We start from the raw sequence: 22,481 nt of genomic DNA, 5'->3' as shown, positions 1-22,481 counted from the left end.
AGGCATGTCTCAACTTCCCGATGGTCACGTTCGATACCCCAGCCATAGCTGGGGGCCGTTTGCCGAGGACCCCTCGCTCGACGTGGGGATCACCGGAGAGGCATTGGCCGAGGCCGTCAGGGGAGCCTGGATCGAGGCCGGCGGCACCGATGAGACCTTCGGAGAGACGTTCCCGCATCTTGCCGAAAGCAGGCCTAAGCAACCGATGCCGGCTTGATCCGGGACCACCCTCCCGAACGAACTCGAAGCGGAACGCGCCTGCTCACCGGGTTCGAGACCTACATCCTCAATCGCATCAACGACGGATCGGCCGGCAGCGGATTGATCGATACACTGCCGTTCCACGTGGCCGTCGCCGCGCGGGAACTGTTCGGCGCCGTCGCCTCGTTCGAGCGCGCCTGCATTCCGGAAGGCGGACGTGTGGTGTTCAACATCAAGGCCAATGACTACCGCCTGATTGCCATAGTTCAATATCGTGATGGCGTGTTGATACTCCGCTTTTTCGGCAATCATGAAGACTATGAAAAGGTCAACGCGGAGACGGTGTGATGAAGGCAACATTGATAATTATCCAGCCGGAGGGGCGAGTGGGTAGGGAGCTAAAGTTACCTCTCACCTCGGCCGGGCAGCAGAGGCAAACCCAATTCGCGAGCTCGTCGCCTAACGGATGCGATGTGACGTCCAATCTCCCGCGCCATCGCTGGCACTCTTTCCTTACGTTGCGCGAGTTCGATCAGCAGCTTGGTCTCTTCTTCGGTCCATTTGCGGGGTTTTGCGGGCTCCATTGCTGCTCTTGCTCCACGAATCGAAACCGGCATCAGTCTGTGACTGCGATTCTGGCCCGATGAAGGCGATCACGTTCGCCGTCGTCGGGCCTGCACCTTGGTACAATGATGGTCTCCGGCCAGTCGCCCTGTGGCTCACCGGGCATATTCGACGTCGCGCGTCAGGAACATCTAGGCCGGTGGTTAACCCTGTTGGCAAACACCCCGTACGTGGTACGTGAGCCGCCGCCATGTTGCCTCATGGATCGATGAATTTTCACCGGCACTATTTTAAGGTGGAGAAGCATCATGCTGAGAATGGTGTCGTTGGGTCTCCTCATCCTATTGGGTGTTGGATTTCTGGTGTCGATGGAACTCAGAAATCCGGCGCGAAGTACAGTAGCGGTCGTCCAGCCCCTTGCCGAAACGACCGTAGGCATTTCCGATTCACATGGTGCGTTGGCGAAAGCTGATCGACTAGAAATTGCCGCTGCGAGCAGCAAAACTCCAGCGCAGCCTTCTCTAGTCGAGGAACGCATTTCTCCATCGGAAGGCATGGGTATCGATTCTTCGGACCCCCCCAAGGTGATCGACCACCATCGGCACCATCCCAAATCAAAGAAGGTTGCCGCTGCCCTTCCTAAGTCGAAGTCAAAGGAACCCGAAATCAAGCGAACTACCATTTCCGGGCGTTCAAAGGCTGCCGGCGACACCGAGCCCTGTCGGCTAAGCGCGTTCGGTGGTTTGCGTAAGGCTTTGAACTCAATCGACTGCGAGATCTGAATAGGAAGCTGGACGATGCGCCCTTGAAGCCCTCAGCTGCACACGGTCCGACCAACGGACCAGCAAAGGCCGCCGACAGAGCCAGCACCAGCCGGCCATTGCCCTTGGCGTAGCGCGCCACGTTCTGCTGCCTGTCAATCGGCTAGCAATTTTGGACGCCGATCCCCCGGCTTAGGGGGGCAATATTGCAGGCCGAATGACAGCGTTGCCCCGCAAGGCGTACGGGCCGCCGCTAAGCGCCCGTGAGATGTCGGCTTTGATCGCTGAAGCGGTGGATGCGATCAGCGTCCGCGAACCCGCTCAGTATCGCGCGATAGACGCAAGTCGCCGGATGTAAATGCCGCTGGACGCTGATGTCCGTTTCTCCCCCAACAGCGGCGCTAAAGCGGACATCGCCGGAGGTCTGGGTTGGGCCAAAAGCCGACTCCCTACGGCACCGTACCCCTCACGACCCAGGCAGTAGCTGCGTAGGAACGGGGACCGTCCGGCTCACCATCGAGATAAGCCAATTGCACCGCATCGTGCAGCTTAGCCTTCGCGGCGCTGTCCAGCGAGCCAACAAAGGCGGCGATCGGTCCCTCGCTGCCTTCAGCAGGAGCCCAAAAATCCATGCGGATGGTCCGTGTATCTTGCACGACATCATTTAAGTCTGCCGCGCGCCACGCCTGCGCCAGATTGCCGGGCCGGCTCAGGGGCCGCGTGTACGCGCGCGCCCGCGCTTCGTGCCCACGTGGATCGAGCATCGCGGCGGTGTCGAAGATCATCCGGAAAGCCACAAATCCGCCACGCGTATCCCATGTCGCGGCGGCGACGGTACCGCCCGGTCGGGTCACCCGCTTCATCTCGCGTATCGCCAGATCGGTGTCGGGCGCGAATTGCAACGCCAGCATAGAGAGTGAGTGATCGAAACGGGCATTTGCGAACGGTAAGGCACAGGCATCACCGACCTCGAATGTGAGACGCGGATTGCTATTTCTACGCCTTGCGTGTTCGATGTAGGTGAGTGCCAGGTCAAGGCCGATGACACTGCCGATCGCGGAATTGCCGGCGAGGCAAGCGGCGAGATTTCCGGTCCCGCAGCCGACGTCAAGCACACGGGCGCCACGATCAATCCCCGCAAAGTCGATCAACAGCGGTGCGAGGCGCCGACTCCATCGCCCCATTTGCAACTCGTGCGCGTCGCCGTCGTTCGCCAGAAAAGACTGCATCGGGGCGCTACTCACCGGCCTCCTCCACTATTTGCGCCCGAGGCCGGCGGAGCGGCCCAGCTCGGCATCAGTTGCGATCTGCTTGGCTACCAGTGCATCCAAAGTATCGGGGGTCAATTGCATGGGCTCGATGCCGAAGTTTATCACGCACTTTTGGATCGGCGAGCGCCTTGCGCGTTTCAACCGCAAGCCTGTCGGATCCGGACGGGAAGAGATCGCTTACTGCTGGGAGCGGGACGGCTCGGACGCTCGCCCCCTAAACCCGCGTCGGAGCCGTTTCGTCTTTGTGTGAGATTACCAATGCTGCAGATCACAGCACAGAACATGAGCGGTGATTCTGAGCAGGAATTATTTTGCTGATGGCATGGTCGGTTGCTTGGGCACTTTACATTTCTGCCCTCATGAGCGACCGAATGTACGGCGCGAGTAGCTTGAGATTACAGACGTGACCCGTTTGCGAAAATCTCGCACGTCGGCGGGTTCCCTGAAATGCGCATCCTTGATCACGGGCGTCAGCTCGTTGCGAAGGGCTTCAGGCAGTGCGGCCATAAGTTCGTTCAGCGGTCCGTGAGGTGGAATTCATCGCGACCGAAATCCGAAAGAGCAAAGCCGTCGCGCGCCAGCGTCATCGCCGGAGCCAGGACATCGGGAAGCGATTTGCGTCCAAAGCGCGCGAGCAGCTCACACCAGCCCGCGAGATTTCCGGGCGTTGAGGCCGCCTGCGCGCCGCGCTCGAGCTCGAGGCGGCTGGTGTATCTGCCGACCGGGAAGCTCGCGGGCGTCGGCGGCGCTAAGTCGAGCACGCGAACGCGCTTCTCGCTTGCGACCCAGATCGTGGCCAGTCCAAACCCGGCAAGGCCCGACATGAACGGTTCGACCACATTGAGGGCGGCCGCGGTGGCAACGGCCGCATCGAAAGCGTTGCCGCCCTGGATCTGGAGCCGTGCACCAGCCTGCGCCGCAAGCGGATGCGCGGCAACGACCATGCCGTGCCGCGAGAACAGCGTCGGACGCCCATATGTCCAGGCGAGTTGCACCTGTTCAGGCTTCCCCGCGATCAACGACCGCTCGCCGCTGCCTGGATCGCCTCCGACATGATCTCAAGACCGCGATCGATTTCGGCCTCGGACACCGTGAGCGGCGGCGCGATTCGGAACACCCCGCCCATGCTGGGCAGCTTGACGATATTCATGCTGAGACCACGGCGCATGGTTTCCTCCATGATCCGCGCGCCGAGTTCGAAGCCCGGCGCCTTCGACTGCCGGTCGACGACGATTTCAAGACCGAGCAGAAGCCCGCGGCCTCTGACGTCGCCGACGCATTCGAACCTTTGTTGCAACGACAGCAATCCATCCCGGAGCCTGTTGCCCCTGGCGGTCGCCTGCGCGACCAGCCCGTCGCGCGCGACCACGTCGAGCACCGTCACGCCGACCGCGGCGGGCAGCGGATCGGAGACATGCGTGGTGTAGAATAGAAAGCCGCGCTCGAACGCGGCCTGCTCGATGGCCTGGGTCGTCATAACCGCGGCGAGCGGCAGGCCCGCGCCGAGCGTCTTCGACAGCGTGAGAATGTCCGGCACCACGCCGTCGCGCTCGAAGGCAAACATCTGCCCGGTGCGGCCAATTCCGGTCTGGGCCTCGTCGAGGATCAGCAGCATCCCGCGCTGTTCACATTTTCGCTTCAGTGCGGCGAGATAGCCGAGCGGCAGCTCCAGAATGCCGCCGCTAGACAGGATCGGCTCGGCGATGAAGGCCGCCAGATTGCCGGTCGACTGGCTGTCGATCAACGCGAACGCATCGTCCAGCTCGGTCTGCCAGTCGTTGCTGCCATCGGCGGTCTTGAAACGTGGCCGATAAGCGTTTGGCGCGGGAATGACGAACGATCCAGCCGCAGCCGGCCCGTAACCGCGCCGGCCCGCGCTGTAGGTCGCTGATGCCGCAGCGCCGGTCATGCCGTGCCAGCTTTGCGCGAAGGCAACGATCTCGTGCCTGCCGGTGACGAGCTTCGCCATTCGGATCGCCGCTTCGTTGGCTTCCGCACCTGTCGTCAGCAACTGCACGCGCTCGAGGCCGGGAGCAAGCGCGGCGAGGCGCTCGGCCAACGTCACCACCGGGCGCGAGAGCATGCCGCTGAAGAGATGAGCGACCGCACCCATTTGCCGCGCGACGGTTGCGACGATGTCGGGATGCGTGTGCCCTAGCACGGCACTCATCTGACCCGAGGTGAAATCGAGGATGGCTCGTCCATCGGCGTCGTACACGAAACTGCCGGCCGCCCGCTCGATAATGACGGGTTCGAAACTCGGGCCGTAGCGGGTCAGATGCGTGTTGGCGGAAGCCCAGAAATCGGGATCGCTATTCAAGGTCATGACAAGCCACCTTCATTCGGGATGCCAGACCTCTAGCCAATGATTTGGCTTCAGGCTAATTGATATAATTCAACCTGGATATCAATCTGACTGATACGGATGCTGGATCTCACCCTTCTGAGAAATTTCATCATCGTGGCCCGGGTCGGTTCCATCAGTCTGGCCGCCCTGCAGATCGGCCGGACGCAGTCCGCGCTCAGCATGCAGATGCAACGGTTGGAAGAGACGATCACGCAGCCGCTGTTTCACCGCAGCGGGTCCGGAATGAGGCTGACTGCGGCCGGCGAGAAACTGCTCGCCCACGCCGAGACGCTGCTGGCGCAGCACGACGAGATTCTGGCCGACATGAGCGGTGAAGGGCTCAAGGGGACGCTGAGCCTGGGCTGCCCGGAGGACTATTCGATCGCCTTCCTGCCGGCGCTGTTGAAGGGGTTCTGCGCGCTCCATCCCAATGTCGAACTGCGCATGGTCTGCGCCCCGACCTCCGAGCTGCGCCCCATGCTGGCGCGGCGCCAGATCGACATGGCGCTGGTCTCGCTGTCTGATGCCGGTGCGAGCGACGTGATCCGCCAGGAGCGCTTCGTCTGGGTGGCGAACGAGGCCGAACCGAAAATACTGACGCAAGACGTCCTGCCTCTGGCCCTGGCAGCACCGATGAGTCTGGACTACCGCGCAGCCTGCGCCGCGATGAACGCGGTCAATCGGCGCTACAGGGTCGCTTACGCCAGCAACAGTCTCGCCGGCCTGATCGCGATCGCGCGGTCCGGTCATGCGATCAGCGTCCTGACGCGAACCGCCGTTCCGTTCGATCTTCACGTCGTGTCGGCCGGATTGCCTCTGCTTCCGACGATCGGCATCGCGCTTGAATTCTCGGAGGCCAAGCCGTCTTTGTTGTCGACAACGCTGGCCGAGCACGTTCGCACCGTGCTGCCCGGACTGAAGACCAAGGCAGAGATCGATTGAGAGGGGTATCGGGAGAGGACGTCGCTGGTGTCCCGAAGGAGCTTATTGTCATGGGCCTCGATCACGTGCTGCTGAATCTGTTTCTTCACCTCACTCGTCCAGGAAGGTTCGGCAATGGGCGACGAACCTCGCCGGATATTGGAACAGCGCGCCGTGGCCCGAGTCGGGATAGATGATGAGCTGCGCGTTCTTCGTCGCTTTGAACATGTTGTAGGCGTTAATGCTCGGAAACATGGTATCGTCGCTGCCGTGCACGATGAGCGCCGGCTGCCCGATGGCGCGTAGCGTTGCGTCGCCTTCATCCTTGCGCGCGCACCAGCCGATGATTGCCCTCGCCTGAGGCTCGCTGACAGCGTCGCCGCTGTCCGGATCACGACCTTCAGAGCGGGCCGTTGCGCGGGCAACGAAGGCACGGCCGGCGCGCTGGCTTTCTTCGGAAGGCATGAAGAACAAGGGCAGACGCACATCCGGCGCACCTCGGGAGAAGGCGTCGTCGACCACTTCGAGAAGGTGTTCTTCGCCACCTCGTGGTGCCGCGCCGGCGATGATGACCTTGCCGATCAGGTCGGGGTGCTGCACGGCGAGGACTTGGGCGAGCATACCGCCGAGGGAGAAGCCGAGAAGATCAATCTTCGACAGACCAAGGCCCCGCACGAATGACTCGGCATCGGCCGCCATCTGTTCCACCGTGTCGGGCGTCCGGCCAGTCGAAGTGCCGATGCCGAGGTTGTTGAACGCAATGACCGGCCGCGTTTCGGCAAGGCTGTTCATCACTTCCGGATCCCAGGAATCCATCGTCCCGGTGAAGTGCTGCAGCAGGATGAGCGGTGTCCCGACCGTTGGGCCAAGCCGCCTGAAGGCAAAGCGGACGTCGCCGACGTTCAAGTATTCTGTTCTTGCGGTTTCGAGTGACATGATTGTTCCTCTGTGAGCTGCCTCGCCAGAGGCAAGGTCGATCCGGATGATTGGCGGCGCATCTACATGGTGAGGACGATGCGGAAGCGGGCTTTCCCCGCCATCATCTTGCGATAGGCTTCCGGCGCGCGTTCCAGCGGCATCGTCTCGATCATGGCAGTGACGCCGGCGAGCGAGCTGAAGCGCAATGTGGCCTCGGCGGTGGCCGGGTCACCGGTCAAGGCGCCCTCGACAGAGCGCCCGCCGAACAGAAGGTCCGAGGTTGCGATCTCTACGGGTTCGGGAGATGCACCGAGTGCGATGATCMGGCCGCGCGGCCTAAGCCCCTTCACCGCGTCGGCCACGGCCTTGCCGCCCGACGCGGTGACGACGACAAGATGAGCGCCCCCCAGATCTTGCAACGCCGAAGCAACCGGGGCGGTCGAGCTGTCGATATAATGATGGGCGCCGAGCTTTCCGGCGAGGCCATCCTTGTCCGGCCCGCGTCCGATTGCCACGACCTCGAAGCCCATGCGCCGCGCGAACTGCACGGCCAGATGTCCGAGGCCCCCGATGCCGATAACGGCGACGAGGTCGCTGGCGCGTGCGGGAGAGTTGCGGAGCGCGCTGAAGGTCGTCAGTCCCGCGCAGAGCAGCGGAGCAGCGTCTTCCGAGGCGAGACCATCGGGGATCGACACGAGGCCGCTGGCGCGCGTGAGCATGTATTGCGCGTAGCCCCCATCATGATGAATGCCGGTGAACTCCTGGTTCCGGCAGTTGACGAGATCGCCGCCGCGGCACTCTGCACAATGTCCGCAACTGCCCCCGAGGAAGCCGACGCCGACACGCTGCCCGAGCGTCCAGCCCTCGACGTTATTGCCGACCGCATCGATCACGCCTACCGCCTCATGGCCCGGCACGCGCGGCCATTGGATTGGGAAGGCTTCTTCGACCGTCGCCGCGTCGGAGTGGCAGACGCCGCAAGCCTCGACGCGAAGGCGGACCTGCCCCGGGGCGGGATCGACAAGCGGCTTTTGCGTCAGTTCGAGCTGTCCCGGCCCGACGGCCTGGACGGCGGTGTATGTTGTCGGATGGTGCGACATGAAAGCTCCAGCGTCTGAAAAGCTATCAGAGCGCTACCAGCGGCCTCCCGAAGCCGACAGGACGTAGATGCCGTCATTCCGGCCATGAACATGGCGAAACGTCGCCGGAACAACCATCTAGGCGGGTAGCAACCGTTACGGAGAAAGCATGAAGATTGGCCTTGTCCTTTGCCCGAATTTCCAACCCGTCTGCTTCGGGGCCGTTGCGGCGTTCGACGTGGCCAACAAGCAAGCCGGCGAGACGCTCTACGAAGTGCGCGTCCTCTCGGAGGAAGGAGGGCTGGTCGCCTCGTGGGCCGGCATGCAGGTCATGACGGACCCATTCGACGGCGCGCCCTATGACACGCTGATCGTCGCCGCGGGCCTTGAGATACCGACGTCGTCGCCGGGATTGGTCCGGCTGCTTCGCGCCGCCGCCCGGGACGCGCGGCGGGTTGCCGCCATCTGCCTGGGCTCGTTCGTCCTGGGAGATTCCGGGTTGCTGAACGGCCGGCGCGCCACGACCCATTGGCGTTACGCGCAGGCGCTGCAGGACCGTTTCCCTAGCTGCGAGGTCGATATGGACAAGATCTTCATCGCGGATGGGCCGATTTGGACGTCAGCCGGCATGACGGCGGGAACGGACCTCGTCGTGGGCATGATCGAGCGCGACCACGGGTCCGACATCGCCCGTTCAGTCGCAAAGGGCATGGTCATGTATCATCGCCGCTCCGGCGGACAATCCCAGCATTCCACCTTGCTGGATCTCGGCGCGAATGAAGACAGGGTTCAGCGCGCATTGAACTACGCGCGTCAGAACCTTGCCGAAAGCCTGACGATTGATGACCTTGCTGAGGCCGCATGCCTCAGTCCCCGGCAGTTCACGCGACTGTTCCGGTCAGAAACGGGCACCACGCCGGCGAAGGCGGTCGAAGCGCTGCGGGTCGAAGCCGCGAAATTGATGCTGGAGCAGAGCCGGTTGCCGATCGAGGTCATCGCCCGTGAGGTGGGGTTCGCGAACCGGGAGCGGATGCGCCTGGCGTTTGCCCGCGTGCATGGAGAGGTTCCGCGAGCCATCCGCAATGACGCCGGACCGCTCGCGACGCTTTAGCCAGCGGCCCGAAGAAGCACTGCTTCCAGTTCGCGGTCGAGGTAGAGGCCGACTTGCAGGACACGATCGTCGCCGAACTGGCCAAACAGCGACAAAGGCTATCGGCTTCCGCTCCCCATTGCCCCGTGAGGAGGTTCACGGCGGAACATCCGCCATGAACTCCATCGGATGATCTTGCGCCGTTGAGTTCGAACCCCAAAAGGCTCATGGCTAGCCAAGGCGGATGTTGGAGAGATCGATCGAAACGACGAGCGGCTCGGTGCTGAAGCTGCCGTCCGGCTGACGGGCATAGATCCGACGCTTCGTCGGGAATTTGATGCCCGAGACTTCCGCATAGTCTTCGATAATGTGCGCGCCGGGCGTGTTGCCCGCGATCTCGACGTCATAGTCGTGGCGCTTCAGCAGCCCCTCGCCGTCGAAATAGAGCGTCTGTACGGTGCTATGCGTCGCGATCCCGCCGGGAAACCGTACGGCGAGGCGGCGCCAGTCGCCGCTATCGGTCGGCCAGGGCTCCAGTTCCTCGGTTTCGACGCCCGGCCACGCAAGCAGGAACGGCATGTTCAAATAGGTCCACATGGCGCATCCGGCGAAGTAAGCCAGTTGCAGCTCCGTCCACGGCGTTTGCAGCGTGTGGCCGGCGAAGCTTGCCCGCGGATCAAGCAGCTCTTCGAGAGCTGTTCCGCTCGCAGCTTCCAGGGCGACGCGGCCCGGCTCGAAGCGGGAGCGTCGATTCCCGGCGCCGAACGGGGCGTGCGAAGCCCACTCTTTCTTCAGACCCACCGTGACGTTGGTCTGCTCGAGGGTGAGCGCCTGCCCCTTCAAGGACCACAGGGCGCCCCCCTGTATGAGATCGGCGGAAACCTGCTCGAATTGCCGCCAGCGATCGAGGCCCCCATGAGCTTCGATGGCAAAATCCTTGAGTTGCTTCATTGGTGCGCTCCTGCGAGAGCCACGCGGGATCGCGCGGCCTTTGTGGCGGGAGCCTAGATGCTCGGCCAAGCCTGCCGAACGACTTAGATGCCTTGATTCCAGACACGACCGCGAGCCGGGCTTTCCAAACGCCTCTGCAAGCCGAGTGCGCTACCTTAGACGCTGGTACGATGCCGTTTCGACCCGGTCGACCGTTAATAATAAAACGGTTTCATTCGTGAAAACGCACCGCTTGAGCAACTGACGCGCGGCTGGTTCGATACATGCGAGCATCGGATTGCTCGGTTGTGGGCAAGTCCCTCAATGCGTCGGCTTGGCGCTGTAATTGTTCCCCCTTTCGTCCGACGCTGTCGCGATCAGAAATCGGGGAACGAAAGCTCCGTCAATACTTTGGAATCATGAGACCGTCGCTCGCCGTTAAACTACACGGCGCATGTCGCGGATAGCCAAAGGTTCCTACGCGGGGCCCGCTGTTCTCAACAACAAGCGCTCGCACAGATAGCCAAAAGCGGCGGTCTCCGGTTCCATTCCAGAATTGCCAGCCGCGCTCGCAAGCGGGGAGCTGCGTGAGGGGTTGCGCCGATGCTGGCGCTTTCTTACTGAGGCTTCCTATGCACAACCGCATTGATATAGATCCCCAGCACAGCCGAGCAATTGTAGAAGAGATTGGAGGGAGACTACGCGCGTTCCTGAAAGCAGAACCGGAACTACCGGGGAGCCTCAGCACGCAAATCGACCGGCTCCGGGAATTGGAGGAGCAGTCACCATCAATCATTCCCAATGCCGAGCGCTGGGACAAACCTCGGCGGTGAGCCGCCTCGGGACAGTACAGACGGCGCAGCCGAACAGGACGAGCAATGCCACCAGTGATGCTCCGTGCATCAAACATCTTGAGAGAGTACGGTGAGGCGCGATCCGAGTTGATCGGCAAGGCCGTCGTCCTTACCGATGGACAGGCAGGCACGGTCGAGCACGTTTGGCTGGATGAACTGCACGGGCTCCGCGTTTCGATCGCTGGTCATGATGGAAGATGGCCGGTCTCAACCATCAAGTTTGCTGAGTCCTAGACCTCGCGGCTGCGCGTTGCCCAGATCGCGTGCTCCTTTCAGAACATTCCAATCAAGATGAAAATCCCGACCTCGGTCAGGAAAGTGACGCTCATGATCGCGACCGTAAGGAACACGTCGCTCGCCGAGAGAGGATCCATGAATGCCTCGCATCTTGCGAAGCCCGGGGAGTAAATCATTCAGGCTAGAAAATGTTTCGGTTCCAAACGCAGACGGCGCGAGATGCGAGCGGCGCGGACATCCGAGGCGGCCTTAAGGCGAAGCCCGCTTAGGGGCATTTCGAGACCTGGCCGCTGTTCTGAACGATGTCGGGTTGCCCCTCACGAACCGACACCGCCGAGCCAGAGCATAAGGTCGGCAAGGGGGCCAACAGGCGACAATGATGAGCAAGGCCGCCAACTGGGGCGGCCTTACTCACTCTTAAATTCCGCAATCTTTCGATCTTGACACCATAGCTCTACGTCGTAGCCATCTACCAAGCATCTGGCGCGCTTCTTGGCTTCGGTTTCGTCCTTGCACATTAGAATGATGCGAAGCTCGATATGCCCTGCATCTACTGACCCCCTTCGCGCTCGGTCGGCCTGAGACGGCCTTATTCCTCAGGGGGTTGCAGACCCGAGGACGTCAGCCATTCGTCTATATGAGAAGCGGTTTCGAGCTGGCGCAGTCTGCGTTCTAGAAGATCGCGCTGCGGTCCTGGCTGCGTATTTTCGATTTCCGCTATGATGCGAGCTCGTTCCACGTGCAGATTGTCGTCGATGTGGGATTGTGAGTGTCGTCCCATGGCACTCTCCTTTCCCTGCGTGAATTGGGAGGGAGCGCAACTGGCGTTCTCACCACCGATCAAAGCACGGTGCCGTGCGGTGATAGAACTAGTATGCACCCGGAACGGGAGCGACGCCAGGATCCGGTAGTGGCCATTGAACCGGATCTGAGATCTCGCCACTTCGCTCATGGGCCAACAGGGGAAGCAGCGCGGCTCGACCGTTCACTGAGCAAGCACGTCCTGATGGCGTCCGGCGTGGCCAAGCCTGGAACGCCTCAGCGACAAGATTAGCGGAAAAGCAGCCGCCGGGTTGAGAGCGGCGACGGCTTCTTCTTTACGCGCTCAGACGGCCGCGACTACCCGTCGCGTCGCATGAAGGAAACGGTTAGCGGGCGCTGCGGCGCCATCAATTGGATGACGCTCCTGTTTGCGCAATTCATCGACTAGACGTTCGAGGTAGGGTGGCAGAGGCGAGGCTTCGAGAGATAAGTTCTGTTGCAATCCGTCACCCACCTCGTCATAGATCGACCGGGCGGCCTTATGATCAATGTGGTCCGATATTCGACTGGTCGGTTCCATATCGCGACCTTTCGATTAGGCCCCACGATTAACTCAAGTTACAGGGATGCGAAAATGTTTCGCGCACATTCGAAGAATGCCGATGGCTCCGTTGAATGGAACGAAGACACTGTGTGCGTCAGAACGATTGCCATTGTCAGCGCTGATACCTGCAACCCGCTGAATTAGTGAAACTCTTGGGGCGCGACTTTCAACACTTAGAATGTCCGTTCCGGGTCAGGAGCGTTGCTGTGGCCGTGCGCCGGTCACTTCCGATCTACCCCCGACTCCAGACGTGGCGCTGCGATGCGATAACTGACGCGAAGGGCCAGAACCGGACCTCATACGCCCTTCTATGAAGAGAGCGATGCGACATTCAGGAGTTGGGCCCGATGCTCCTGAGCATGGCCTTGTCCCGGTGTGGCGTGGCGCGGTTTCGTGCCTGCTCACGGATCGCGAGATGCGAGGTACGCGACAATCGCGAGAAGGTCCTGCTCGTCGAGATTGGCTACAATTTGGGCCATTAACGGGCTCCATTCTCCCGTTCGAGCGCCATGCTGGAAGTCATAGAGCTGCCGGAACATGTAGCTCGGTGAACGACCAGCAATGCTTGGCAGCGGTCCAAGCCCTTTCAGGTCCGCGCCATGGCACAACGCGCATTGGATCGTTTTGCCCGACCCACCTTTCATGACTAGCGCCTCGCCTTTGGCGAGGCTCCCGATTGGTGCATACGCTGTGAAGGTCGATCGAGGGTCGCGGCTTTCGAAGCGGAGCAGATCGTCGGGGATCTCCACGATCCGCGCTCCGATCGGCTCGCGCTCGCTGGTTTCCACCGCCGCCCAAAGCAGACCCGCCACATAGGTCTTTGGCGCGGTGTCGCTCTCGACCACCTTGATGCGTTTGCGCGGCTGCAAGGCCGAAAAGTAGGCTGCCGCGGCTTCGATTTCGGCGTCAGTGATCGGCTTGGAAAGCTCGATCATTAGCTTTGGCGGAATTCGCTCGGGGAGGGCTGTACTACGCGCCCCGCTCTTGTAGTCGGCCATTTGCTGGATGATGTAGCTCTTCGGCAGCCCTGCAAGGTCCGCGTTTTCCGGACCACCAGGCCCGGTGGCGCGGTGACAAAATCCGCATGCGAACACACCGGGTTTGCGACCGTTCGCGACGATGTCCGGCAGCGCGCCGTGATCGCTGGGGTGCCAAATGGGCGCAACAAAACGATCACGCAACTGGCTCCAGGTATAGCCGGCCGTGCTCTCTGGCACGCGAACTGGCTTTCCGTCATCGACGGGAGGCTTGTAGTCGGGATTGTTCGGCGTATAGGCCCAAGCGGGAGGACCGTCTGCGGCGGTTGCCATCCGTATCGCGAGTAAGCCACAAACGATCACAGACGAGAGCAGCGCGGGAACAATCCTCATTTTCAGTTCCCCGAGTGTCCGGGCCGGCAGCTATGGGGAGCTTGCCTCACCCATGAACTCCGGGCAAGCCATTCAGCTGCGACGTTTTGATCTCGGCGTTGCTGTGAAGCCCCGCCGGGTTCGACGTGACCGGGGTCATTCATGACGCGAAAGTCGGTACCCCCTATTCGGTCAAGCACGACACCAAGTATGTCTGAGTTGGGTCAAAAGCCGATATCAGCCCAACTCGTTGTTATGCCCCCAATGGGGCCACAACCGGGGCTTTGCTTGTTTACTCAATGACCGTATCGGCAATCGCGACGAGCGCAGGAGGTACGGAAAGCCCCAGCTGCTTGGCTGTCTTGATATTAATGGACAACTCGAATTTGGTGACTTGGTAGATCGGGATGTCGCCGGGCTTTGCTCCTCGGAGAATTGCGTCGATATTATTGGCGACGCGCTTATTCAATTCGATCAGGTCGAACGAATAGGCCATTAAGCCCCCGGCCTCGACGGATTCGGTAAACGAAAAAATCGTCGGAAGCTTCACGTCGCTGAGCAACTTGGCGATCAAAGTGCTGTTTTGAAAGGTCTCAGGCGAAGGGAGGACCATGACTGCATTTGCACCGTCGCGGGAGATGCTCTCGATGGCCGCCCGATAGTCTGCTTCGCTGGCACCAAATTCCACTAAAGACACCCGGAGAGCGAGGCTTGCCGCTTCGGCCGCTGCGCGAATTGCGGGGCCTGCGGTTGGCCCATTCCAGTACGCTCGAAGAGCGAGACACCCAAGTATCGAGATCGTCGGAACCATCTCGCGCAACAGTGCAATTCGCTTTCCATGAATGGATAGACCAGCGTCGATGCTGGCTCCCGTGAAATTGCCGCCTGGGTGAGCCAGACTTTCGGCGAGCCCTTGCTTAACGGGGTCAGATGTTAGCTTTTTGAAGATGACGGCGTCAGCGCCAATGACGTAGATGATTGCCGGGTTGCCCCGAACGACTTCCGTCGCCAGGGCTTCGAGGCCGGACGTGTTCTGCTCTCGGCCGTAACGTTCGACCTCGAGGTTTTGTCCCTCTATCTGCCCCAACCGCCGAAGCTCAGCGAATAAGGCTCGCCAAGCTTTGGTTTTGCTATGCTCACGCAAGACCGCGCTTGGCTCTGCTGGGCTGAAAATAGCAAGGCGCTTGCGATTGGGGATCTGCTGTGCACCCGCAGCGAGCGGCCATACGACCGCCGCACCGCCAACAAGAAGACTGATGAAATCGCGCCGTCTCATGCAGCCCTCCAAGGAGGCTCAGGACCACGCTAAATTCAGTTGGAAGCATACCACATCGCGGCATGGGAGTCGGGGTATTGGAGGCGCAAGATGTCGCGCGCGGCAATCCGCTGTTCTGCGTTGCGCCATGACCGCTAAGGGTCAAAGGCTGCCCTCGGCAGCTCCACGACGCTATTCGCTCAGCTCTCGAAAGCGGACAGTGCGAGGCCAAGAGCGGAAGTCAGCTAAGGGCCAAAACCGGAAGTGGAATGGTTTTCGATACATCTAGGGCGATTGATCTTAGGCCTGTACCAAGCGACAGTATGGACATGGAGATGCAGTGTCCGAACTGGAAAAGTCATTCTTGGCTTCCCTATTGTTGGGCCATCTTGATATTTTCTTGTTCGCGGGTGGTGGTCGCGCTCGGGCTGGTATTCTCTCAAAAATATCTGGCCATCGGGAGGGCCGATGTCTGGTCTGCGGGACCGATCTGGTACCACCAATTGTTACAATGGGACTCGGAATGGTATTTCAAGATCGTCACAGAAGGCTATCGGTATAACGGCGATCCGACTATTCAACAGAATATCGTGTTTTACCCGCTGTATCCCGTGCTCGCACGGGGCCTGACAACGATTAGCGGCCTCACGCCTGCGGATGCTTTGCTGTTGGTATCGAATGTCGCAGGATTGTTTGCTATCGTCGTTCTTTTCAAGCTGGTTCGCGAGGAATCTGGTGATCAACTCGCTCTCGCCACCATCGCGCTGTTCAGCTTTTTTCCGGCTTCGGTTTTGCTATCGGCCGGGTATACCGAATCCTTAGCACTGCTTCTAATCGTTTCGTTTTTTCTTGTTTTAAAACGAAAACATTATTTGTCGGCAGCGCTGCTCGCAGGCTTGGCACTTAGCGACCGATCAACGGGCATTGTATTATTGCCGGTCCTTCTCTGGGAGATGTGGCGCAATCGCAATGAGAAGCCATTCCTTGTTGCCCTCTTGCCATGCATCCTTCTCGCGACATCGGGTATCTGGCTGTTCATGATTTATCTCTGGAGCTCTTTCGGGGCTCCGTTTGCATTTTCAGATGGGCAGACGGCTTTCCATCAAGGAACGACCTTGGCTACACGATTGATTGCAGCACTCAAATTTGAACCCTTCACCCGAATGATGCTCAATGACTGGAATCCATGGGGGCAAGCCAGCTGGTTTACATTGTTGTTCGTTGTCCTGATTGTTGTGGGTTGGTCTCGACTGCCCTCAACTTGGACAGTGTTTGCCATGGGTGTGCTGTTGTTGCCATATCTAACACTCAGCGGTGGGCCGGCAGGCTTCGTCTCAATGAGCCGATTTAATCTCCTCTCATTTCCACTTTTTGTAGTGCTGGCTGATTTGGGATTGCGAGCGAAGTGGCTTTTTGCAGGAGTGATAGGACTTTTCGGTGCGTCTTTGCTCATGAACGCCGCCCTGTTTGCTCGGAGAATTTGGATCGGTTGATCGCTACAAGGCGCTCACGGCGACATCTCCCTAGCCGCAGCGACCAGTTTCACACTGCGTACCCCGCAATAGATCTTTCAGATCTAACGTCCGCTCCGGGTCACCAGCGGACAAATCTCGATAAGCTTCCGATAGCCCGCTCCTGCCGAAAGCAGCCTTCGCACCCTCGCTTCGCACTGCTTCGAACCCCTTCGCACTCATGTGCTTCGCACCCCCTTATACCCCCCGGCCGGTGCGAAGCCCGGCCCCGGTCTCCGAAGACCGGGCCGGGCTTCGCCCTAACTCGTTACTCAGCTAAAAGGTGACTTTGGCGCGCGAGGCGGCAATATCTGCTAGGGACCTATAAGTCGAAATCACAGCAAACAGCATCTCTATTCGATCACCTCATCGGCGCGAAGGAGCAATAAGGTCGGCACGCTGAGACCGAGTGCSTTGGCAGTTTTCATGTTGATCACGAAGTCGAATTTGACCGGCTGCTCTACCGGCAGATCAGACGGCTTGGCGCCTTTGAGGATCTTATCGACGTASCTTSCTGCRCGGCGGAACAGATCGGCTATATCGGGGCCGTAGACGATCAATCCATCACTAGCGAATTGTCGGGAGAAATGAATCGCAGGCAGATGATGTTTCGCCGCGAGCGCGACAACTCGGGGGGCCTCGACAACGGTGAGAGTATCGCCAAAAACAATGATTGCATCCGCGCGCTGGGCTGCGGCCGAGGCAAAGGCAACATCAAGTTCCTCGGCCGTGGTCGCCTGAACTATCGGCAGAGCCRCGCCGAGGTTGCGCGCCGTACTTGGTACCTCATCGGCTAACAACAGCCTGTGCATTGGGTTGCCGGGATTSACCAAGATCGCAATTTGCGAGGCACCGGGCACCARTTCCCGCAGGATTTCTATTCGTTTTGCGACGAARCTTCCTGGCACGTAGGTCGCAAGCCCCGTTATGTTGCCGCCCGGACGCGCTARGCTTTGTACGAGGCCGAGTCCCACGGGATCGGCMACAGCTACGAATACAATGGGAATGGTCGTGGTCGCCGATTTCAGGGCTTCGGTTGCCTGTGGTGCCGCGACGACGAGCACATCGGGACGGAGAGCAATCAGATCGGCAATTGAAACTGGCAGTCGGTCCGGGGGTTGGGAAAAACGATAGTCAATAGTCAGGTTTCTTCCGTCTATCCAGCCATTGTTTCGCAATCCATCGAACAACGCCCGCTCGGCTTGATTGAGCGCCTGCCCGCCTCCGTCACCTACGGCGAGAAAGCCAAGTCGATGGCGTCTACCCTGCGCGCGCAAACGCCCTGACCAAGCGAGAAACGCCGCAGCGGCTATAAACTCTCGCCGCTTCATTCGACCCTCATCGCAACTTGAGGAGGACGCAGTGCAGAGTATCAGATTTCAAGGGTCGTGGTACTCGGTGAGATGCTTTGCTGCGTCGCAAAGCGGGAAGGCGCATGCCCGCAACCGGTCACTACCAGCCTCAGCCTGACGTGCGATAACAAACAGAGACTTAAACCGCGACAGCGCTGTGATGATCTCTTCTACCATGCCCTCCGCAAAATATTCCTGCTCAGGGTCGCCGCTCATGTTCTCAAACGGCAGCACGGCGATGGAAGGTCTGTCGGGGAGCGCAAGATCGAGTTTTTGAAGTTCTACCTGATCGTCGGCAACTGTTGCGCCTGCCGGTTCCTTCGCTTCCCGAACAGCTCCAACGAAACGAAAGCCCTTGCGCTGTAGTGTCTTGATGAAGCGTTGTTCGTCGCCAGAATCGCCAATTGCAATCCGGGCGGCGTTTAAGCGGGTTGTCAGCGCCGCATCGGATACGCTTCGCCCATTCCAAATGGCTTTGATGAGGTCATCCGTGCTGACAACTCGCTCCCTATTGCGGATCAGGTAATCGATCAGGTCAAATACCTGTGGTGCGACGGAGACGACGTCCGCCCCGCGATGCAGCTCGCGTCGGTCCGTGTCGAATACGTACTCCGCGAAGAGATAGCGCAAGATGCGAATCCCGTTGGATGAGGGCTCCCATAACCGGGTAGCGCTTTGGCCTCGCCGAAAATCGCGAGAATAAGCCGCCGGTTGGGACAATGTAAGCTGCCGGTCAAGCGTCCCCGCCAATCCCGCGGCACTCTCCCGTCGGGCGAAAAACACCGTCCAGGAGACACCAGAATGACCACGACGCACGGCACTACGTGGCTGGAATGGACATCCGTATCGACCTGGCATGTCACCAGCTTCATCTCGAAATGTTGGGATGCCTTTCAGGAGCGCCGCGAACGCCAAAAATTGAGCGCCACCTTGTCCGACCTAAGCGACGGAGAACTGATGGATCTCGGCACCACGCGCGGCGAGATCGACTACGTCGCCTCGCACCGAGGTATTGACCCGGGGGGCATCCGATCCGGCGAATGGCTGCGATATCTGCCAACGGTGGACGGCCAGGTTGGGCCTAGGCCAACAGCTGACATCGAGGGACGTCAATGGAATGACAGAAGCGGACAGATTAAGTCGGGCTTTATTCGATAACCTCGTCGGCGCGTGTTAGAATGCTCTCCGAGATGTTCAGGCCGAGCCAGCTGACCGCCTCGACCGCGACATTTATCTGGTGCTTGAAGACTTCGGCGCGCGTGCCGGTTGCGCCTGGCGCGAGACCGACGAGACTGACACCGACCTCGAGACGATCCTGCAAAATCTCCGGTCCGGCCAGTACGCCTATCCGGTCCGAATTGTATCCTTCAATGCGGTCGAGGGGTGGTCGCGGGATGCGACTTCCGGGGTCGCCGACGCATTGGCCCAGCGCGCAACCGACACCGACGCCAAGATCTCGTCTGCGCTGCAAGACTTCATCGCCGCTAACGCCACAAAGCGCTTCGACATGCAGCTAGCGCTGCCATTGCAGTGGGTCGCCTGATGTTCAGCGAGGGTAACCCGGCGGCGGCCGGTGCCACGACCACGACGTGCGTCAACTGTGACGATCACGGCTGGGTATCGGGACAGAACATCACCCTGATCAGATTTGGGCGACACAATCAATGAGGGTTGGCCCGAACGCTTCGCAATGCGCGCGAATGCGATCGGCCTTCAAAGAATCAAAAAGAACTTAGGAGCCAGTGAGCCCTTCTCACGTTGTTGAGGAAACAACCCAAGGAGGAACTCATGCGTCGCATCGCACTTGCAGCAATCGTTGTTGCCGTTGGCTTGACGCCAGTGGTGGCTCAACAGACCTCGCCAAACATGCAAAACGAAGCCGATAAAGGCATCAAGACTCAAAACTCCGGTGCGTCGGGTTACGTCGGTGAACAGGACAGACCAGGTTCCGCAGCGCAGATGCCGGGCAGCAGCTCGGGTCGCGCCGATTCTACGACGACGGCACCAAGCGCTCAAAATTCGGGAACAGGAATTGCCGGAGCACCGGGTAGCACAAGCGGCCCCTCTCCTAAAGGTACTGTCGGCCAGAACACGACGACCCAGCAACAGGACTCATCGAATATCAAAGGTCTGCCGGGAAACAAGAGCGGCCCGCCCGCCAAGCGTTGACGGCTCGTTGCTCGAAGGCGCGTGGCGTAATCGCCACGCGCCCTGATTGCTCTTATACCGGCAAATTATCGGTCATGCCGGGAGGAAGCTCATCTGGTTGCGACCGTTCCGCCAGAAGCTGTTTTTCGGCTTCAAACCAGAAGGTCTCCATGTCCCCGCTTGGCTCGCCCGCAGCACGCCAAAGCTCGTAGGCACGAATACGAATGTCTTCCTGACTTAAGTTTGGCATGGTCGCTCCTCCTATTGCGCAAACCTTGCTCTAGAAGTTCTCGCGATCGATCTTCAGTGCCGCCGGAAAACGTATCGACGTTTTAATCTTGCGGTTGTCGTCCGAGCGGCATACTCGATGCGATCTATGTCGGCGTTATCGGCCGCAGTAACGTCCAAACGCCAATTCATGCCGTTCGGATAACCTTCGTCGCATTCGATTTCGACCGCGATGACCAATTCGCCTCCCGGAAAGCTCCGGATCTCCTGCAGTGCTATCAGCTCCAGATCTTTCCTTGACACGCTGATCATTGCGAGGCTCCGCCCGCCACTTCCTCTGACAATACGTTGCGTTATTGCCTCGTTCCTAAAGCTTGAGACGAACAGCATGCCGTCTTGTCGCACACGTCAGGCACAGCAGACCCCCTCAGTTCGTGAGGAACCAGGCTCTCCGCGGTTCATTGTCGCTCGAGGAGGACGCCATGACTGACACGCCATCCCAAACCCAAACCTCAACTTTCGCTGCCGCCAACGAAACGGTCCGCGAGGTCGCACGCGATGTCCGCGAGGGGCTCGGCGACGGCGAGCCGCCTGGCCAGTGGAAGGCTATCGTCAGCGACCTAACGCGCGAAGCTCCGCTCGCATCGCTCGGAATCGCCTTCCTGATTGGATATATATTGGCGCGCCGTTGATCGCTCCCCGCTCTTGGCGTCGAGGACGAGGAACGTGCGGCCTTCCAGGTCGAGGCCGAAACCAACGGCAAGAACGCCGAATGCGTCAAAGCGCGCTGGCCAATTTCCACGATAACCGCGGCACAGCGCGACGCTGCTCGCTGAGGCCGGCGCAGAGATCGCCGAGGCGCTATGCTGGAGCGTCGACATGGCGCAGAAGGTGATCGATCTCTACCTCGCCAGACGTGGCGTGCTGGCGGCCAATGCAATGCAATTTCGAGATCGAAAGACTGCACCACCGGAGTAGAAGCCAAGCAGCGGCTGCTGGAGGCGAATATGATTTGCGCCTTCGGTTTTGCGGCTTCTACGGCGTGATGCGTCGCAGCGATGGTGGCCTGCTGCGCTGCGTCTAAACACTCTTGGAACCACCCATCGGACCATCGGTATGCATTCACCTTTGTTCTGCACGTGGATGCGCGTGCAGGAACACAGGCCGATGAGTTCGCATTGTCCATCAGTTTCATTTGTGCGTGAGGCCGATCATGCAAGTTCTTTGTAGAATGATCGCGATTGCAACAATCCCAGCTTGGATGGCGATCTACTCAACTCCTGCTGTCGGACAAAACTTCGATGACAGGTGGTCCATCATTCCGAGAGCTCACGCGGAGCCAGCTCCTGAAGGAAGCGACCAGACAAAGAAGGACGAAACGCAAACGCAACCTTCGACCACACAGCAAACGCAACCTCAGACTTCGGAAGAGCCCTCGAAAGATCGTTCAAGAGCTCAATCTCAGAATCGAGTCTTCTCCGGCACGGCCTCCTACTATTCTTATGCCAAAGGCAAGACAGCGAGCGGTTCATCGTTTGATCGTAATCGGCTAACAGCAGCGCACCGCCGCCTGCCCTTCGGTACCAAGTTGCGCGTCACCCACGGAAGCCGAAGCGTCATCGTCATAGTCAATGACCGCGGTCCGTTCGTCCGCGGTCGTGTCCTCGACCTTTCGTTGGCCGCGGCGCGGAGCTTGGGTATTACGGATCGTGGCGTGGCTCAGGTTCATGCGGAGGTGTTGTGAACATTCGACCACTCGGGGAGTATCGGACAGATCGCTTGTGCAGATAGATAGCCGCCACTCGAAGCCGCGCGCGAGGCTTTCGAGACCGCATGGTCGGAGCTACAGCCGAGCATTCCCGACAATGCCTTCGCCGAATGGCGCCACGATCGCGACTGGCGGGCCGAGGTTGCGGCCAAGCGGGCGCGGGGCGAGAAGCTCGACAGCGAAATCCGGAGCACGCTGATGCGCTGCGTCTGCGGCACCACATTCGACAGCTGGAAGCCGGCGGAGAGCTACCAGCACCGCGCACACATCACCGCCGCGCGGGCGGCCAATGGGATACGCCGATGAAGCACACCGAAGAACGACCCTATGC

Annotated in this window: 23 protein-coding genes and 1 pseudogene; 12 read left to right on the top strand and 12 right to left on the bottom strand. The window is 60.0% G+C overall.

All coding sequences use genetic code 11. From position 1 onward, the window contains the following. The first annotated feature begins 4 nt into the window (after positions 1-4). The 3 genes from AC1DW2_RS40000 to AC1DW2_RS39990 all read left to right on the top strand — a co-directional run bounded on the left by AC1DW2_RS40000 (position 5) and on the right by AC1DW2_RS39990 (position 1,547). Positions 5-217, top strand: coding sequence for a hypothetical protein (locus AC1DW2_RS40000; protein ID WP_071915812.1), 213 nt, complete (start codon positions 5-7; stop codon positions 215-217). After that, positions 214-549, top strand: coding sequence for a type II toxin-antitoxin system HigB family toxin (locus tag AC1DW2_RS39995; protein ID WP_223153650.1), 336 nt, complete (start codon positions 214-216; stop codon positions 547-549). Before AC1DW2_RS40000 ends, AC1DW2_RS39995 begins: the two co-directional genes overlap by 4 nt. Before the next feature lie 524 nt (positions 550-1,073). Continuing rightward, positions 1,074-1,547 carry a hypothetical protein gene (locus AC1DW2_RS39990; protein ID WP_477008791.1) on the top strand — a complete coding sequence of 158 codons (474 nt, stop codon included), beginning with the start codon at positions 1,074-1,076 and terminating at the stop codon, positions 1,545-1,547. Positions 1,548-1,975: 428 nt separating this feature from the next. On the opposite strand, the gene AC1DW2_RS39985 is transcribed toward AC1DW2_RS39990, so the two are convergent. The 3 genes from AC1DW2_RS39985 to AC1DW2_RS39975 form a co-directional block, all read right to left on the bottom strand. Beyond that, complete coding sequence (locus AC1DW2_RS39985) at positions 1,976-2,755, bottom strand: class I SAM-dependent methyltransferase (RefSeq protein ID WP_477008790.1); 780 nt, start codon at positions 2,753-2,755, stop codon at positions 1,976-1,978. Between the two features lie 557 nt (positions 2,756-3,312). After that, the gene (locus AC1DW2_RS39980; RefSeq protein WP_477008789.1) at positions 3,313-3,792 is read right to left on the bottom strand and encodes a gamma-glutamyltransferase; all 480 of its coding nucleotides are present in this window, start codon (positions 3,790-3,792) and stop codon (positions 3,313-3,315) included. 20 nt (positions 3,793-3,812) lie between these two features. Further along, positions 3,813-5,123 carry an aspartate aminotransferase family protein gene (locus AC1DW2_RS39975; protein ID WP_208088281.1) on the bottom strand — a complete coding sequence of 437 codons (1,311 nt, stop codon included), beginning with the start codon at positions 5,121-5,123 and terminating at the stop codon, positions 3,813-3,815. A 99-nt stretch (positions 5,124-5,222) separates the two neighbouring features. On the opposite strand from AC1DW2_RS39975, the gene AC1DW2_RS39970 reads away from it, so the two are divergent. Next, entirely contained in the window at positions 5,223-6,086 is an 864-nt protein-coding gene (locus tag AC1DW2_RS39970; protein ID WP_208088282.1) for a LysR substrate-binding domain-containing protein, read from the top strand. 90 nt (positions 6,087-6,176) lie between these two features. Here AC1DW2_RS39970 and AC1DW2_RS39965 read toward each other — a convergent pair whose 3' ends face one another. After that, positions 6,177-7,001, bottom strand: a complete 825-nt coding sequence (locus tag AC1DW2_RS39965; RefSeq protein WP_208088283.1) for an alpha/beta fold hydrolase — start codon at positions 6,999-7,001, stop codon at positions 6,177-6,179. Between the two features lie 62 nt (positions 7,002-7,063). After that, complete coding sequence (locus AC1DW2_RS39960; RefSeq protein WP_477008788.1) at positions 7,064-8,083, bottom strand: alcohol dehydrogenase; 1,020 nt, start codon at positions 8,081-8,083, stop codon at positions 7,064-7,066. Between the two features lie 148 nt (positions 8,084-8,231). On the opposite strand from AC1DW2_RS39960, the gene AC1DW2_RS39955 reads away from it, so the two are divergent. Next, positions 8,232-9,173 (top strand): GlxA family transcriptional regulator, encoded by a 942-nt coding sequence (locus AC1DW2_RS39955; protein WP_208088285.1) that lies wholly within the window; start codon positions 8,232-8,234, stop codon positions 9,171-9,173. Between the two features lie 210 nt (positions 9,174-9,383). Here AC1DW2_RS39955 and AC1DW2_RS39950 read toward each other — a convergent pair whose 3' ends face one another. Further along, a complete protein-coding gene (locus tag AC1DW2_RS39950) occupies positions 9,384-10,103 on the bottom strand; it encodes a hypothetical protein (protein WP_208088286.1) in 720 nt (239 codons plus the stop codon). Between the two features lie 857 nt (positions 10,104-10,960). On the opposite strand from AC1DW2_RS39950, the gene AC1DW2_RS39945 reads away from it, so the two are divergent. Continuing rightward, entirely contained in the window at positions 10,961-11,170 is a 210-nt protein-coding gene (locus AC1DW2_RS39945; protein WP_225005375.1) for a PRC-barrel domain-containing protein, read from the top strand. A gap of 1,770 nt (positions 11,171-12,940) precedes the next feature. On the opposite strand, the gene AC1DW2_RS39940 is transcribed toward AC1DW2_RS39945, so the two are convergent. After that, the gene (locus AC1DW2_RS39940; RefSeq protein ID WP_225005377.1) at positions 12,941-13,909 is read right to left on the bottom strand and encodes a c-type cytochrome; all 969 of its coding nucleotides are present in this window, start codon (positions 13,907-13,909) and stop codon (positions 12,941-12,943) included. A gap of 271 nt (positions 13,910-14,180) precedes the next feature. Beyond that, on the bottom strand, positions 14,181-15,164 hold the full coding sequence (locus AC1DW2_RS39935) for an ABC transporter substrate-binding protein (RefSeq protein WP_208088288.1): 984 nt from the start codon (positions 15,162-15,164) through the stop codon (positions 14,181-14,183). Positions 15,165-15,412: 248 nt separating this feature from the next. On the opposite strand from AC1DW2_RS39935, the gene AC1DW2_RS39930 reads away from it, so the two are divergent. Next, complete coding sequence (locus AC1DW2_RS39930; RefSeq protein ID WP_208088289.1) at positions 15,413-16,636, top strand: mannosyltransferase family protein; 1,224 nt, start codon at positions 15,413-15,415, stop codon at positions 16,634-16,636. A gap of 371 nt (positions 16,637-17,007) precedes the next feature. Here the strand turns inward: AC1DW2_RS39930 and AC1DW2_RS39925 are convergent, their stop codons facing one another. Both AC1DW2_RS39925 and AC1DW2_RS39920 read right to left on the bottom strand, forming a co-directional pair. Further along, entirely contained in the window at positions 17,008-17,985 is a 978-nt protein-coding gene (locus tag AC1DW2_RS39925; protein ID WP_477008787.1) for an ABC transporter substrate-binding protein, read from the bottom strand. A 132-nt stretch (positions 17,986-18,117) separates the two neighbouring features. Further along, positions 18,118-18,636 (bottom strand): annotated as a pseudogene (locus AC1DW2_RS39920) (winged helix-turn-helix domain-containing protein); the annotation flags it as partial. A gap of 171 nt (positions 18,637-18,807) precedes the next feature. Here AC1DW2_RS39920 and AC1DW2_RS39915 point away from each other — a divergent pair. The 3 genes from AC1DW2_RS39915 to AC1DW2_RS39905 all read left to right on the top strand — a co-directional run bounded on the left by AC1DW2_RS39915 (position 18,808) and on the right by AC1DW2_RS39905 (position 20,175). After that, positions 18,808-19,164: a DUF1127 domain-containing protein gene (locus tag AC1DW2_RS39915; protein ID WP_208088291.1), complete on the top strand. Its 357-nt coding sequence runs from the start codon at positions 18,808-18,810 to the stop codon at positions 19,162-19,164. A 79-nt stretch (positions 19,165-19,243) separates the two neighbouring features. Next, positions 19,244-19,549 (top strand): hypothetical protein, encoded by a 306-nt coding sequence (locus AC1DW2_RS39910; protein WP_225005379.1) that lies wholly within the window; start codon positions 19,244-19,246, stop codon positions 19,547-19,549. A gap of 245 nt (positions 19,550-19,794) precedes the next feature. Further along, entirely contained in the window at positions 19,795-20,175 is a 381-nt protein-coding gene (locus tag AC1DW2_RS39905) for a hypothetical protein (protein ID WP_208088292.1), read from the top strand. A 52-nt stretch (positions 20,176-20,227) separates the two neighbouring features. Here AC1DW2_RS39905 and AC1DW2_RS39900 read toward each other — a convergent pair whose 3' ends face one another. Together AC1DW2_RS39900 and AC1DW2_RS39895 are read right to left on the bottom strand one after the other, a co-directional pair. Then, positions 20,228-20,404, bottom strand: a complete 177-nt coding sequence (locus AC1DW2_RS39900) for a DUF2934 domain-containing protein (protein ID WP_208088293.1) — start codon at positions 20,402-20,404, stop codon at positions 20,228-20,230. Between the two features lie 53 nt (positions 20,405-20,457). Then, complete coding sequence (locus AC1DW2_RS39895; protein ID WP_225005381.1) at positions 20,458-20,694, bottom strand: hypothetical protein; 237 nt, start codon at positions 20,692-20,694, stop codon at positions 20,458-20,460. A 170-nt stretch (positions 20,695-20,864) separates the two neighbouring features. Here AC1DW2_RS39895 and AC1DW2_RS39890 point away from each other — a divergent pair, with 170 nt between their 5' ends. Further along, positions 20,865-21,074, top strand: coding sequence for a hypothetical protein (locus AC1DW2_RS39890; RefSeq protein ID WP_208088295.1), 210 nt, complete (start codon positions 20,865-20,867; stop codon positions 21,072-21,074). A 521-nt stretch (positions 21,075-21,595) separates the two neighbouring features. Then, positions 21,596-22,126, top strand: coding sequence for a septal ring lytic transglycosylase RlpA family protein (locus AC1DW2_RS39885; protein ID WP_245285773.1), 531 nt, complete (start codon positions 21,596-21,598; stop codon positions 22,124-22,126). The last annotated feature ends 355 nt before the right edge of the window (positions 22,127-22,481 follow it).

It is taken from the genome of Bradyrhizobium sp. P3_C3, assembly GCF_056402655.1.
The sequence above is the reverse complement of the archived record's forward strand: the minus strand, read 5'-3'. Positions and strand labels throughout refer to the sequence as shown.

Bases quoted from the DNA above. Each gene is read 5' to 3' on its own strand.
- AC1DW2_RS39885 (WP_245285773.1), top strand. From the start codon at position 21,596: ATGCAAGTTCTTTGTAGAATGATCGCGATTGCAACAATCCCAGCTTGG.
- AC1DW2_RS39915 (WP_208088291.1), top strand. From the start codon at position 18,808: ATGACCACGACGCACGGCACTACGTGGCTGGAATGGACATCCGTATCG.
- AC1DW2_RS39945 (WP_225005375.1), top strand. From the start codon at position 10,961: ATGCCACCAGTGATGCTCCGTGCATCAAACATCTTGAGAGAGTACGGT.
- AC1DW2_RS39940 (WP_225005377.1), bottom strand. From the start codon at position 13,909: ATGAGGATTGTTCCCGCGCTGCTCTCGTCTGTGATCGTTTGTGGCTTA.
- AC1DW2_RS39950 (WP_208088286.1), bottom strand. From the start codon at position 10,103: ATGAAGCAACTCAAGGATTTTGCCATCGAAGCTCATGGGGGCCTCGAT.
- AC1DW2_RS39965 (WP_208088283.1), bottom strand. From the start codon at position 7,001: ATGTCACTCGAAACCGCAAGAACAGAATACTTGAACGTCGGCGACGTC.
- AC1DW2_RS39970 (WP_208088282.1), top strand. From the start codon at position 5,223: ATGCTGGATCTCACCCTTCTGAGAAATTTCATCATCGTGGCCCGGGTC.
- AC1DW2_RS39900 (WP_208088293.1), bottom strand. From the start codon at position 20,404: ATGCCAAACTTAAGTCAGGAAGACATTCGTATTCGTGCCTACGAGCTT.
- AC1DW2_RS39890 (WP_208088295.1), top strand. From the start codon at position 20,865: ATGACTGACACGCCATCCCAAACCCAAACCTCAACTTTCGCTGCCGCC.
- AC1DW2_RS39990 (WP_477008791.1), top strand. From the start codon at position 1,074: ATGCTGAGAATGGTGTCGTTGGGTCTCCTCATCCTATTGGGTGTTGGA.
- AC1DW2_RS39935 (WP_208088288.1), bottom strand. From the start codon at position 15,164: ATGAGACGGCGCGATTTCATCAGTCTTCTTGTTGGCGGTGCGGCGGTC.
- AC1DW2_RS39930 (WP_208088289.1), top strand. From the start codon at position 15,413: ATGGTTTTCGATACATCTAGGGCGATTGATCTTAGGCCTGTACCAAGC.
- AC1DW2_RS39975 (WP_208088281.1), bottom strand. From the start codon at position 5,123: ATGACCTTGAATAGCGATCCCGATTTCTGGGCTTCCGCCAACACGCAT.
- AC1DW2_RS39905 (WP_208088292.1), top strand. From the start codon at position 19,795: ATGCGTCGCATCGCACTTGCAGCAATCGTTGTTGCCGTTGGCTTGACG.
- AC1DW2_RS39955 (WP_208088285.1), top strand. From the start codon at position 8,232: ATGAAGATTGGCCTTGTCCTTTGCCCGAATTTCCAACCCGTCTGCTTC.
- AC1DW2_RS39985 (WP_477008790.1), bottom strand. From the start codon at position 2,755: ATGCAGTCTTTTCTGGCGAACGACGGCGACGCGCACGAGTTGCAAATG.
- AC1DW2_RS40000 (WP_071915812.1), top strand. From the start codon at position 5: ATGTCTCAACTTCCCGATGGTCACGTTCGATACCCCAGCCATAGCTGG.
- AC1DW2_RS39895 (WP_225005381.1), bottom strand. From the start codon at position 20,694: ATGATCAGCGTGTCAAGGAAAGATCTGGAGCTGATAGCACTGCAGGAG.